The organism is Psychrobacter sp. APC 3281 (assembly GCF_030407815.1).
Lineage (GTDB): Bacteria > Pseudomonadota > Gammaproteobacteria > Pseudomonadales > Moraxellaceae > Psychrobacter.
This window is the reverse complement of the sequence record NZ_JASDCS010000007.1, coordinates 236,280-249,452: the sequence shown is the minus strand read 5'-3', so window position 1 is coordinate 249,452 and position 13,173 is coordinate 236,280. Positions and strand designations below refer to the sequence as shown.

The window sequence follows — 13,173 nt, the reverse complement described above, 5'->3', positions numbered from 1 at the left end:
CCGCTAACGATTAGCGGTCTTTTTTTAGGATTGGACTATACTAAACAGCCGTATTAGTTGGTAATTTTCTTATACTTGGCACGCTTAGGACTGGCATCATCACCCATTGTCTTTTTACGATACGCTTCAAACTCAGTGTAGTTACCGTCGAACCAGACTGGGCCCTCTTCTTCGAATGCCAAGATATGAGTCGCGATACGATCAAGGAACCAGCGATCATGCGATACGACCATTACTGTACCTGGGAATACTTGAATCGCATCCTCCAGTGCACGTAAGGTCTCGATATCCAAATCGTTTGATGGTTCATCAAGGAGCAATACGTTTGCGCCTTGCTTTAGCGTCTTCGCTAACTGCAGACGGTTACGCTCACCACCTGATAATTGACCGACGTGTTTTTGCTGATCTGAGCCTTTGAAGTTAAAACGTCCGATATAGGCACGGCTTGGCGTGGTATAGTCGCCAACAGTAATGATATCAAGGCCGTCAGAAACTTCTTCCCATACAGTTTTGTTATCATCTAGATGATCACGTACCTGACCGACATAGGCAACTTTAACACTTTCACCCAAATCGACTGAACCTGTATCTGGCGTATCGCGCTCAGTAATCATGTTAAACAGCGTGGTTTTACCCGCACCATTGGGACCGATAATACCAACGATACCACCAGCTGGTACGTTAAAGCTTAGGTTTTCATACAGCAGACGATCGCCGAATGATTTAGAGATGTCATTGATCTCAATAACCTTGTTACCCAAACGTGGACCAGGTGGAATATAAATCTCAGAGGTCTCATTACGTTTTTGGAACTCAGTCGAGTTCAACTCTTCAAAACGCTGTACACGAGATTTTGACTTGGCCTGTTGGCCTTTTTGGTTCTTACGAATCCACTCAAGCTCTTTTTTCAGCGCTTTGGCAAATGACTCTTCTTGCTTGTTCTGCTGCTCTAGACGCGTGTTCTTTTGCTCTAGCCACTCAGTATAGTTGCCTTCGTACGGATAACCATGGCCACGGTCAAGCTCCAAGATCCACTGAGCAACATTATCCAAGAAATAGCGATCATGGGTAATAGCAACGATAGTACCGCTATAGTTCTGCAAAAACTGCTCTAGCCATGCAACAGACTCGGCGTCCAAATGGTTGGTCGGTTCGTCGAGTAATAGCATGTCAGGGCGCGACAATAGCAGACGGCATAGTGCCACACGGCGTTTCTCACCACCTGACAGTTTGCTAACGTCCGCATCCCATGGTGGCAGACGTAGCGCATCGGCTGCTTTTTCTAGCTGGTTGTTTAAGTTGTGCGCATCCCAAGACTGGATGATATCTTCCATCTTGCCTTGCTCTTCAGCAAGCTTATCAAAATCAGCATCAGGCTCTGCGTATTCAGCATAGATAGCATCTAGACGTGCTAGCGCATCTAGTGCTTCGCGCATACCGTCTTCGACATTACCACGAACGTCTTTGCTGTCATCTAGCTGTGGTTCCTGTGGCAGATAGCCAACTTTGGTACCTGCCTGCGCGCGTGCTTCACCACTAAACTCAGTATCCACGCCTGCCATGATACGTAGCAAGGTTGATTTACCTGAACCGTTGATACCCAAAACACCAATTTTGGCACCAGGGAAAAACGATAGGTTGATATTTTTTAGGATTTCACGCTTAGGGGGAACAAGTTTTGACACGTTGTTCATCGTGTAAATATATTGAGCCATTAACACTCCGATAGACTGCATAGAAGAGAACAGCAAATGCAACTCAGCGATGATGCCAAGCGTGCCGTACCTCAAAATCAGGGTTACAAATTATAGGTCATTATCGCATTGTGGCGCATACCCTGCAAGCTGACAGGTTGTTTTACCAGTTGTTTTACTGTTTTTGGCAGCAGGCTATGGCCTTTAGCTATAAAACACGCGTTGGAAAAGTAACTCAAGGAGTCTTATCTTAATGAACTAACTTAACATTTTGATTCATTAGCGTTTTATAAAGACCACAAAAAATAGCATCAAAACTTTCGCAAATTTAATCAATAGCCGTTAGCATGTTAGTGTGGCTTAACAAGGTCTATTGGCTCAATTTTGTGTTCGATTGTCAAAATGAACTATAAGCTGAATTTGTACGCGTTACATTACTCACTTTCATAGCAATCATACAGGTACTGATAATATGACCAACGGCTATCGCCCTGAAATTATTCAACGTGCGTTTGTCGATTTTATCGGAGCGCGCTTACATCCGTTTTGGTCATTGACGACTCCTAAGTTACGCCTGATCGCACGCTATACGTTAAGTGATGATTTGATAGCACTTCGATTTGAGAGCAATAGAGCCTTTAAACAGCAGACTTCTGAGATGATGGGTGGTTGGCAAGGCGGTCAATATCTTGATTTGCGCGTTTGTATTGATGGAGTTTATTATCAGCGTAGTTACTCAATAGTAGGCTTGGCGCATCAACCACTCTGGTGGCTCGACGATACTACCGAGAGCTATACGGCAGACCAACGTCATACGGTAACTATCGCGATTAAACCGCAAGGATTGATATCTGACTATCTAACCAAGCAAATGCCACTGGCTAGCGTCGTTGATACAAGCCTGCCACTTGGTCAATTTACTTTGGAACAAACCTCAATACTAAGGCAGCAGATATCAGAGAATGACAAACCTATTCCTTTGCTATTTATTGCTGGTGGTAGCGGTATCACGCCTATGCTCGGACTTATCACTCAAGCCCTGAGTAGTGGACATCAGGTGAGGCTATTACATTACAGCCGGACTGTTTCATCCAAGCTGCAACATCAGTGGCAACAGCTGAACGATGCATATCTAGACTTCACTTATCATCTAATCCATACTGAAGATCCGACTACCTATTTGGCTGGCACACGATATTTAAGTGCAGAGAGCCTGCTATCACTAAACTTACCTCTAGCAGATACGCAGATATTTGCCTGCGGTTCACAAGCGTTGTTAACTGACTTATATAAAGCTGCCGCAGAGATAACTTTAGCTACAGACAAACAGCTGCACGATAACATCATAGTAGAGAACTTTGGTAATACCCTAACTAATGTCGATAATAGTAGTAATCAAACATTCGATAAGACGATACCTGTAGAAGAACACACTGTCTATTTGCGGTCACGGCAGCGACAGTTTAGCAGTGACACGATCATACTGGTTGCTGCTGAGAATGCAGATGTACGGCTAGCACATGGTTGCCGGCAAGGTATTTGCCAATTGTGCCGCTGTAATAAAGTCAGCGGCGTGGTCAAAAACGTCCAGACAGGGAATGTGAGTGGTGATGGTTACGAGTCTATTCAGACTTGCATCAACATTGCCCTGACTGATGTAGTACTCGATGTTTAATGAATGGTTTAATAGAACGACTGGCTCAATAGAAAGCATATACCAAACAACCTATAAGAAATAAAAGACAAACTTCACTTTATAGGCTAAAACTCAGATAACTTATCAAACCGGATGCAGTGCTGCTTATTCATGCCGTTTCGGTTAAGGATTTATTTATGCGCTTATTACCACCCGTTACTACAACACAATCTGCTGTGCTCATCCTGACGCCACTGTCCGATGCACAACTAGCAAAAAACGCGCCTCTGCCTTTGACGCCGAAAACGCCGTACTCGCAGCTTAATGATGAACCAATCAATGATAGCGATCAGTCAGACACGTCAACACGGACTCGCTACCCAACAGTAACTGATGCCCCTCTATCAAAGCCTCAAAGTGATGCTTTAGCCGTAGAGCTCAATGCCCTGTATAAAAGCGTCATGGACTCGCTAGGCAGTAAGGATGCACGCTACATACAGCGGATATATGCCACCGTGGTATATAGTGAAGTTATTGCCCGTGGTCTACTTGCAGCGGCTGGGCGTATACCATCGAAACGCAGTCTGGTCGCTACTTGGCTACTAGGTACGTCTTTACTTAGCTTTAGCAAAATATTGAACAATATGGAGCTGGGTCATAACGTTATGCATGGTCAATATGACTGGATGCAACACCCGCACCTTAATAGTCAAAAATTCGACTGGGATATTGTCTGCCCTGCTCCATTATGGCAACACTCACATAATTATCTACATCATACTTTTACCAATATTGTAGGCCGTGATCATGACGTAGGCTATCACTTGATTCGAGTGACTGATGAGCAGCCTTGGACGCCAGAAGATCGCTACAATATGTTTAGTACAGCGGTACTGGCATTTGGATTTGAATGGGCGGTAGCCTTTCATGACATCCAAATCAGTGCAGATGAATACGCTGACTCCCCTGATCTGCACAAAATCATGCAGCAAAAGTCTCGCGCGTTATTTGCCAAAATTGGACGACAAATAGGCAAAGACTATATTGCACTGCCGTCTGTGGTAGCGATGGCGCTAGGTCGTCGTAGCGCCTTTAGTACGCTGAGCGGCAACATGACTGCCAACACTGTCCGAAATCTATGGACGTGGGCAGTGATTTTTTGCGGGCATTTCACTGAGCAAGCGCATATCTATACCCATCTCGATGCCAATGAAAGTAAAGGCGACTGGTATGTACGCCAAATCCTTGGCTCTAGCAATATCAAAGGCAGCAAATGGTTCCATCTTTTGACAGGTAACTTGTCTCATCAAATTGAGCATCATATATTTCCTGATATGCCAGCTGGCCACTATGCAAAGATTGCACCGCAGGTACAGGCCATATGCCGTAAGTATGGTTTAACCTACAACACTGGCCGCTTTGGCACACAACTCAAGCAAGTACTGGGACGTATTTATCACTTTAGCAAACCTAGTGAAAAAGAATGGCAAGCCTATGTACAGTCAACGAAAAATGCAGATAGTACTACTCATAAAGATGATAGGTCAGCGGCCGATTTAGAAGATAAGTTGGCGATAGAGAATACTGGTGGTTTCACTCGCTTTTTGCCTCCAGTCGTTCGTAAAGCCATATCCTATGCATGGTGACATATTCAGATTTGCAACTAGATACGGGCATGATAAGGTAGGACAAGAGACATAGATGACATTAACAGTCGTCCTATCTACCATTACGGTAAGTGTCTAGATAATTGAGCGTCAAAACTACATACTAAACTGGCACTATTAAATTAACAAAATATTTAATTACTAATAAAAATTCGATAATAAGAAATGGAGTATATTAATGAGTAACCAAACCTCTAAACCAAATCTAGACATTGTTCATAATCAAGCAGCGAACCGCTTTGAGACCTCTATCGATGGTCAGACAGGTTATATTAGCTATCAGGAAAGTGCTGACAAATTGGTCTACGATCATACTATCGTACCGCAGCAATTAGGCGGTCAAGGCGTTGGTTCAGCACTGGTTAAACACGCGCTAGATTATGCGCGTGAGCAAGACAAGAAAGTGATACCACAATGCTCATTTGTCGCGTCATACATTAGCAAACATCCTGAGTATCAAGATTTAATTTAATTGGCTACGTAGTTAGGTTCAATTAATTCGTTAACGAGACTCAGTTAAGTGATATCGGTCAAAGCAGAAAAATATGTAGATATTTATTTAACATAGGAGACATACCCCAGCACCACTTTTAATAAACCAATTCGACATAACAATAAAGGTTATTAATATGAGTAGTTTATCTGACAAACAAATAAATCTACAGCTAGAAGAGCTTGCCGGTTGGCAGCGTGATGGCAATAGTATCGTCAAGACCTATCACTTCAGCGACTTTATCGAAGCGATGAGCTTTATGAACCAAGCAGCATTTCATGCTGAAGCGCTTGAGCACCATCCAGAATGGCGCAATACCTACAATATAGTAGAGGTCCGTTTAACCAATCATGATACAGGCGGTATATCTAGCCTAGATATTCGTTTAGCCAAACGCATGGAGCATATTATTCAGCCCAAACGGTTGTAGTAGCAAGTCTACAACGTATGCCTTTACGCAAATTATCCTAGTTCTCTATTGATTGCCCCAGTTGAAGCAGACAAAAAAAGACCCTCAATTGAGGGTATTTTTTATAGTAGGTATTTACAACGATAAGCCGTGTCTACATTTTACGACTGACAAAGGCAACGATAAACAAAATCACAGCGACTGCTAAGAAAATGTATGCCAAATTAGCAGACAATCCTGCGACACCGCCAAAACCTAGGAAACTCGCTAATAATGCGATCACTGCAAAAATAATAGCCCAACGAAACATAATCTTCTCCTCAAATAATGGTAAAAAACAGATATTAGAATTTATATAGCATCCATTTAACTTGTTTTTATTTAATGCTAGTTATTACTGTTTACGCTTATAGATTAGCAATGTTTGTCTCTAAAAAACGTTCATTTTAGTAATAATATCGGTAGGTTATGTAAAGTTTGTAGTAACTGTTAATGTCTCATACCTCTTTTTCTTTAATAGATGATATTTTCAAAATAGAACTATATTTCTGAATGCAACGTTATTTAACTGAGAGTTCTTAAACTAAGCGCTTTTTACCTGAATGTGCTTTTATTGAATACTCTTTTACTGAACGCTATTCTTTTAACTATATGCAGAACTATTTTAAATTCCTCACGTTATATGTGATGTTGTATGTGAGGTATGCTGCAAACTATAAACTGTAGCGACCTCACAAACCCCTAACCTAATCAAACGACTTGGTTTATAGTTTACTATCCACTTATTCTCAAATCTATTAAGGACAATACATATGGATACCAATACGGATACTGAAAACCCTACACAAAAAACCAGCGGCGACACACGCCCTTATGCAGTTGTTCTATATGGTGCGACAAGCTTCGTCGGTCAGATCACTGCCCACTATTTAACCAATTTTTTATCAAATAATAAGAACGAAGATGGCTCAAACCTATCATGGGCAATCGCAGGTCGCGATGAAGACAAGCTCAATAAGCTAAAGGCCAAACTTGAGAGCAAGGTAGACATTATCATTGCCAATAGTAACGATGCTGCCAGCCTTGATAAGATGACTAAACAGACTCAAGTCATCATCTCTACTGTCGGTCCTTATCTAAAATATGGTGAGCCACTGATTAAATCCTGTGCCGAAAACGGTACGGATTATGTCGATCTTACTGGTGAGGCCATTTTCATCAAAGATATGATGGACAAGTACCAAGATACTGCCAAGCAAAGTGGTGCCCGTATCGTCAACTCTTGTGGTTTTGATTCTATACCTTCAGATTTGGGCGCGTACTTTACCCAAGCTAAGGCAGAAGAAAAGTTCGGCGAGACCTGTAATGTCATCCATATGCGTGTCAAAGCAGCGAAAGGTGGTATCTCAGGCGGTACTATCGCATCGATGGCATCAATATTTGAAGAAGCTGGCGAAGATAAATCACGTCGAAAACAAGTGGCCAATCCATATCTGTTAAACGATGATACTGATGCACCAAACGTACGTCAGGATAATGTCAGCAAACCAGTATATGACAGTAACCATAAGCGCTGGTTAGCACCGTTCGTCATGGCGACCATCAATACGCGTATCGTCCATCGCACTAACCAATTGCTCAGCTATGAGTACGGTCGCGATTTCAAATATGACGAAGCAATGTGGATGAAAGATGGCGTCAAAGGAAAACTGTCTAGCTATGCCATGAGTGCAGGTTTGTTGGGCTTTGCTACTGCAATGATGATTAAACCAAGTCGCGAGTTACTATCCAAGCACGTTTTACCAAAAGCTGGCTCAGGCCCTTCTAAAGACGAGCAAGAAAACGGCTACTTTGATATTCGTCACTTTGGACAAACGGCCAAAAATGACACTATTACCGTTAAAGTAACAGGTGATAGAGATCCTGGTTACGGCAGTACTTCTCGCATGATTTCGCAGGCGGCATTATGTCTCGCACAAGATATCAGCAAAGAGGACGTTGGCGGTGGGTTCTGGACACCAGCATCTGCGATGGGAGATAAGCTAATAACACGCTTAGAAGCGCATTCTGGTCTTAGCTTTAAAGTAATTGATAGTTAATATATCGAGTTATGATAAAGGCTGAATGTTTTTATGACCGTATCTTGGTTTCGAGATACGGTTTTTTTATTGTCTACTCTAAAAATTTAGACAAGAATTAAATTGAGAACAACGTATTTTTTTGGTGAACAATGTTTCTGTTTTCCGATTATTTAATACTTTATGATACTAATCACTAATGTAGTATTACTACTATCATTTTATAGATATTGTAGAAAAATCATATGCAAACATTAGTTTAATGAAGTATATGTTATCAAAGAGTTTATATAATAGAATTTAAGAATTATCTAAACACTAGCTTTAAATCATAAATAAAAATTTTTAAAAGAAGTCTCTATAACACTGATAGATAGCCCTAAAAAAACCATTAATAACAATAAGCTAAGTTCAAATAACAACTATAAGTAATCAAACATTCATATTTTTAATACTAGAGACGTCGATAGATATTTATTATTAGCAGACTCACTTACTAACAGTTGTAATAACACAATCAACCTTTGCTACTAATGAGTTTTGGGGAATCTAGAAGTTAAAATATTAGCTAGACTTTAGGTATGGCAGTTTCATAACGTCACAAGAAAACATTAAACTGTTAGAACCTTAATGAGTTTGCTACTGAAATATAAACTACATCGTTGATAATTTGCATACAGTATTTACAGACACCTTTAAATAAAAACAGCTCATCATTGAATATGAGTTATCGTTTTTAACTATTGCTAATTATGTATCATGGAGTTTTATAATGAAAAAGAATGTCTTATCACTAATCGTCGGCGCCAGCCTTGTATTGCCAACTATGGCAATGGCGGCACCCGTTAACAATAGCGATCTAATGCCAGAAGATATGCGTAATGCTCCTGTCGAGAGCACTTTACAGGCTGAAATAGAAGGTCCTGATGGTGAGTTGCTAGCGACCCAACCTGGCGCTGTAGATGTCGAAGAGTCAAACACTGCTGATGTCGATATGGACATGGGTAATGAAGCAGATGAAATGAATGACGAAGCTGACGATATGGATGATGCAGCAAGAGATGATAACGCAGCTTTGATGAACAACGCTCAAGCAACAGCCAATGCGGCAGCAATGACTAATGCTACAACTGCTCAGGCTCCTGTACAGAACACTCAAGCGCCTAACATGCAACACAGCAATCCAGACTATCAGCCTTTAATCGCTGGTGAAGCGGCTACTGAGAATAGAGTTGCAGATGCTGCTAGTACATTACAAGAAAAGAAAAAAGACAAACGTGGTGAGTTATTAGCTACTCAGCCAGCAAACGTACAGTTTAAAGAAAACCGTCGTATCGCTGTATCACGCTAAGCAGATAGGTAGTTGGTTTGATTAGTTTGTAAGCGTATTACTTATATAAAAAGGCAGCCATATGGCTGCCTTTTTTTTATATCAAACTATCAATTTTAGCTATTTTTAGTAGTATTTATTTCTTAGTTTTAGTCACGCCAGCTTCTTGTAATAAAGCACCGAGTGTACCCATTTTACTTGGGGCTTCAGCTTTATCATTTTTCACCGGCTTACTACGGTTGCTCGCGTTGTCTTTATCCTGACGCTTGCCACGTGACTTAGATGGACGTTTGTCAGCAGCTGGACGGCTATTATTTGGACGGTCACTATTTGCATTATTATTGCGTGGACGACTGGTTTTCTCACCATCTGTACTAGCTGTCGTAGACTTGGCAGCCGTACGGACAGGTTTTTCAGATTCAGGTTTCATGCTAAAGCCAATACGACCACGTTTCTCATCGATAGAGATAACTCGTACCGATACGATATCGCCAGGTTTGACACGGTTCATAGGATCTGCGACAAAGTCATTTGCCATCTGTGAGATATGTACCAGACCATCCTGATGCACACCGACGTCAACGAAACAACCAAAGGCAGTTACATTGGTGACTACCCCTTCTAACGTCATGCCTTCGCTCAAATCTTTGATGCTATTGACGTCATCACGGAAATTAGCTGTTTTAAACTCAGGACGAGGATCGCGAGCAGGTTTAGCTAGCTCTTCGATAATCGCTTTTACGCTGACATTATCATCGTTAGCAGCCAATGTAGTCGTATCGATAGTATTTAGCACACCGTCGTTACCAATAACTTCTGACAACGGCTTGCCCGCTTGTGCGAGTAAGCTATCGACCAATGCATAACTCTCTGGATGCACACCAGTGGCATCTAATGGATTGCTACCATTATGAATACGCAAGAAACCAGCTGCTTGCTCAAATGTCTTAGCACCTAGACGTGGGACGTTTTTGAGCGCTTCACGGCTCTCAAATGCACCATGCTCTTTGCGATAAGTGACGATTTGCTGCGCCACATTGCGGTTAAGACCTGCGATGTGAGCTAAGATAGCTGGACTGGCTGTGTTTACATCCACACCCACGGCATTCACGCTATCTTGAGTTACTTTATCAAGACTGTCTGCAAGCTGGTTTTGATTGACGTCATGCTGATATTGACCCACGCCAATGGCTTTTGGATCAACTTTAACAAGCTCTGACAATGGATCCTGCAAGCGACGCGCGATAGAAACCGCTCCGCGTACAGAAACGTCTAGATTGGCCAGCTCATCACTAGCAAGTTCACTCGCTGAATAAACAGACGCACCCGACTCATTAACGATAACAGCTTTGGCTTTTAATGCATCATTCGCGGCCAAAATCTCTTTAATCATCGCATCTGTTTCGCGACTTGCCGTACCATTACCGATAGCGACCAAATCAACGTTATAAGTACTTAATAGCGCATCGATGACTTTCTTGGCTTCATCCATCTTATTATCAGGTGCAAACGGATACACTGTCGCTATAACAGGCTTCTCTTCGCTATCTGACATCACATGACCTTGCGCATCGACGATAGCCATTTTTACGCCATGACGGATACCAGGATCGACACCCAAGATTACTTTAGGACCTGCAGGTGCAGACATTAGCAAATGCTGTAAGTTGCTAGCGAACACATCAATCGCATCCGCTTCTGCGGCTAGGCGCTTTTCAGTTAACAAGCGGTGCTCGATATGCGGACGCCATTTGTCTTTCCACAAGCTACTGGCTGCCTCTGCCAAAAACTCACGGCGTGCTGCTGGGGCTTTAGCATCGACATCGAAATGATTGATAATTTTTTCGATAAACGGTGCGTCTTCGCCTTCAATTTTTAGACCCAAGACGTTTTCTTGACGACCGCGCAACATTGCTAATAGGCGATGATTTGGCAGTCGAGCAAGGCTTTCGCTATGCTCAAAGTAGTCTTTGAATTTTTCGCCAACTTCGCGCTTTTCTTCGCTCGCAACGCTCGATACGATACTGGCAGTTTTGGCAAAACCACTACGTAAGTTGTCCAACAAGCCCAATGCTTGTGTCCATTCATCAACGATAATCGCTTGTACGCCTGCGAGTTGTTTTTCGATATCGCTAAAGTCAACCTCGATTTCATTACCACTGTCATCAGTGATACTTGACTGGATCTGATAATCAGCCAAGGCATCCGTCGGGGTGATTTCTTGGGTCAAGACCGCTTGGGCAGCAGTATCAAGACCAGCGGCACGAGCTTTAGCAGCAGGTGAACGACGACGCGGACGATATGGCAGATAGATGTCTTCAAGCTCAAGCTTAGACGTCGCATTATCGATACGCGTCTGTAGCTCATCGGTCAGATTGCCTTGTGTGCTTAGCAGCTCAGTAATTTTTAGGCGACGTGTTGCCATGTCACGCTCATAATTAAGAGACTTCTCTAAAGCACGCAACTGCGCATCATCAAGATTCTGAGTCTTTTCTTTGCGGTAACGCGCAATAAAAGGAACCGTCGCGCCTTCATCATAAAGTTTGACAAACGCATTGACTTGAGCAGTCTTAATGCCAAGCGCGCGAGCAAGCTTGTCGTGAATATTCGCGTGTGTGGTTGCATCTAAAACCTGTGCATTTGTCGAGGTTTGAGATGACGTTAAGGTATCAGTGCTACTCATATACGTATCAATCGTTGAGAAATGTAGCTTTGCATTATAGCAAAAGCTGCATGAATAAAAATCCTTTTTATCTTTTCGTTATTTATTGCGCATTTTAGGACGCGAATCGTTCTATATCACACATCCTATGGACTTGTTAAACAAACGCATACAGCATTTATTATCATGGGTGATGCAATTCTCGGTGCAATCTTATACACTAAAGTATCAATAACACAAATATTGATATGTGCTGACATATTGAACAATAGTTTTTAATTTTATGAAGTACTTATTCGTAACCAATAATTAAATAATGATAATTAGTGGCAGTGTTTTTGCTCATAGCTATTTACTTGTAGTTTCTGATAACAATAATTTTTATAAAAGGATGCCTGTATGACTGATAACAACAGCCCTGACACGTTGACTCAGCGTATTTTAGTCGTCGATGACGATGCTCGTCTGCGCTCTTTGTTGCAACGCTTCCTAGAAGACGACGGTTTTGTCGTTCGTACCGCTCATGATGGCAGTCAGATGGACAAACTCATGCAACGTGAGCTTTTCTCTTTGGTCGTACTCGATTTGATGCTGCCAGGCGAAGACGGTATCAGTATCTGTAAGCGTCTGCGTGAAGACAATGCAGATATTCCTATCATTATGCTGACTGCCAAAGGTGGCGATGCAGACCGTATCGCAGGTCTAGAAGCGGGTGCAGATGATTATCTGCCTAAGCCTTTTAATCCAAAAGAGCTATTGGCTCGTATCAAAGCTGTATTACGTCGTCAAAACCGTGAATTGCCAGGTGCGCCAAGTCATCAAATGGAAGTGGTCGAGTTTGGTCCATGGACACTAGATCTATCGACTCGTACGCTCAAACGTGATGGTAACGTAGTCACTTTGACGACAGGTGAGTTTTCAGTACTAAAAGCGCTCGTACAGCATCCACGTGAGCCATTGACTCGTGATAAGTTGATGAACCTTGCTCGTGGTCGTGAATGGGGTGCGATGGAGCGTTCTATCGACGTCCAAGTATCACGTCTACGTCGTCTGATTGAAGACAACCCTTCACAGGCGCGTTATATCCAGACCGTCTGGGGCGTTGGTTATGTGTTCGTTCCTGATGAAGCTGAGGTAGAAACCATCAAGAGTGAATAACTTTTGACTGATCTAATTTCTTTTAATATAGGCCGTGTTTGATTAC

The 13,173-nt window shown here is 42.3% G+C and carries 10 protein-coding genes; 7 read left to right on the top strand and 3 right to left on the bottom strand.

Features of this window, described 5'->3' with window-relative positions; translation table 11 throughout:
• Positions 1–53: 53 nt before the first annotated feature.
• Positions 54–1,715 (bottom strand): energy-dependent translational throttle protein EttA, encoded by a 1,662-nt coding sequence (ettA, locus tag QL886_RS08020; RefSeq protein ID WP_057757965.1) that lies wholly within the window; start codon positions 1,713–1,715, stop codon positions 54–56.
• A gap of 451 nt (positions 1,716–2,166) precedes the next feature.
• Here ettA and QL886_RS08015 point away from each other — a divergent pair, with 451 nt between their 5' ends.
• From QL886_RS08015 to QL886_RS08000, 4 genes are all read left to right on the top strand, one after another.
• Entirely contained in the window at positions 2,167–3,369 is a 1,203-nt protein-coding gene (locus QL886_RS08015; protein WP_290178289.1) for a 2Fe-2S iron-sulfur cluster-binding protein, read from the top strand.
• Between the two features lie 158 nt (positions 3,370–3,527).
• Positions 3,528–4,976 carry an acyl-CoA desaturase gene (locus QL886_RS08010; protein ID WP_290178288.1) on the top strand — a complete coding sequence of 483 codons (1,449 nt, stop codon included), beginning with the start codon at positions 3,528–3,530 and terminating at the stop codon, positions 4,974–4,976.
• Between the two features lie 199 nt (positions 4,977–5,175).
• Entirely contained in the window at positions 5,176–5,469 is a 294-nt protein-coding gene (locus QL886_RS08005; RefSeq protein ID WP_290178287.1) for a GNAT family N-acetyltransferase, read from the top strand.
• A gap of 157 nt (positions 5,470–5,626) precedes the next feature.
• Complete coding sequence (locus QL886_RS08000; RefSeq protein WP_057757953.1) at positions 5,627–5,920, top strand: 4a-hydroxytetrahydrobiopterin dehydratase; 294 nt, start codon at positions 5,627–5,629, stop codon at positions 5,918–5,920.
• A 133-nt stretch (positions 5,921–6,053) separates the two neighbouring features.
• Here QL886_RS08000 and QL886_RS07995 read toward each other — a convergent pair whose 3' ends face one another.
• Entirely contained in the window at positions 6,054–6,209 is a 156-nt protein-coding gene (locus tag QL886_RS07995; RefSeq protein ID WP_082624527.1) for a DUF1328 domain-containing protein, read from the bottom strand.
• A 502-nt stretch (positions 6,210–6,711) separates the two neighbouring features.
• On the opposite strand from QL886_RS07995, the gene QL886_RS07990 reads away from it, so the two are divergent.
• The gene (locus QL886_RS07990) at positions 6,712–7,998 is read left to right on the top strand and encodes a saccharopine dehydrogenase NADP-binding domain-containing protein (protein ID WP_290178286.1); all 1,287 of its coding nucleotides are present in this window, start codon (positions 6,712–6,714) and stop codon (positions 7,996–7,998) included.
• A 751-nt stretch (positions 7,999–8,749) separates the two neighbouring features.
• Positions 8,750–9,328: a hypothetical protein gene (locus tag QL886_RS07985; protein WP_290178285.1), complete on the top strand. Its 579-nt coding sequence runs from the start codon at positions 8,750–8,752 to the stop codon at positions 9,326–9,328.
• 115 nt (positions 9,329–9,443) lie between these two features.
• On the opposite strand, the gene QL886_RS07980 is transcribed toward QL886_RS07985, so the two are convergent.
• Complete coding sequence (locus QL886_RS07980; RefSeq protein WP_290178283.1) at positions 9,444–11,990, bottom strand: Tex family protein; 2,547 nt, start codon at positions 11,988–11,990, stop codon at positions 9,444–9,446.
• Positions 11,991–12,368: 378 nt separating this feature from the next.
• Here QL886_RS07980 and ompR point away from each other — a divergent pair, with 378 nt between their 5' ends.
• On the top strand, positions 12,369–13,127 hold the full coding sequence (ompR, locus tag QL886_RS07975; RefSeq protein WP_057757943.1) for a two-component system response regulator OmpR: 759 nt from the start codon (positions 12,369–12,371) through the stop codon (positions 13,125–13,127).
• Positions 13,128–13,173: the final 46 nt, after the last annotated feature.

Coding starts and splice junctions, on each gene's coding strand:
- QL886_RS07985 (WP_290178285.1), top strand. CDS start 8,750: ATGAAAAAGAATGTCTTATCACTAATCGTCGGCGCCAGCCTTGTATTG.
- QL886_RS07995 (WP_082624527.1), bottom strand. CDS start 6,209: ATGTTTCGTTGGGCTATTATTTTTGCAGTGATCGCATTATTAGCGAGT.
- QL886_RS08000 (WP_057757953.1), top strand. CDS start 5,627: ATGAGTAGTTTATCTGACAAACAAATAAATCTACAGCTAGAAGAGCTT.
- QL886_RS07990 (WP_290178286.1), top strand. CDS start 6,712: ATGGATACCAATACGGATACTGAAAACCCTACACAAAAAACCAGCGGC.
- QL886_RS08015 (WP_290178289.1), top strand. CDS start 2,167: ATGACCAACGGCTATCGCCCTGAAATTATTCAACGTGCGTTTGTCGAT.
- QL886_RS08010 (WP_290178288.1), top strand. CDS start 3,528: ATGCGCTTATTACCACCCGTTACTACAACACAATCTGCTGTGCTCATC.
- ompR (WP_057757943.1), top strand. CDS start 12,369: ATGACTGATAACAACAGCCCTGACACGTTGACTCAGCGTATTTTAGTC.
- QL886_RS07980 (WP_290178283.1), bottom strand. CDS start 11,990: ATGAGTAGCACTGATACCTTAACGTCATCTCAAACCTCGACAAATGCA.
- ettA (WP_057757965.1), bottom strand. CDS start 1,715: ATGGCTCAATATATTTACACGATGAACAACGTGTCAAAACTTGTTCCC.
- QL886_RS08005 (WP_290178287.1), top strand. CDS start 5,176: ATGAGTAACCAAACCTCTAAACCAAATCTAGACATTGTTCATAATCAA.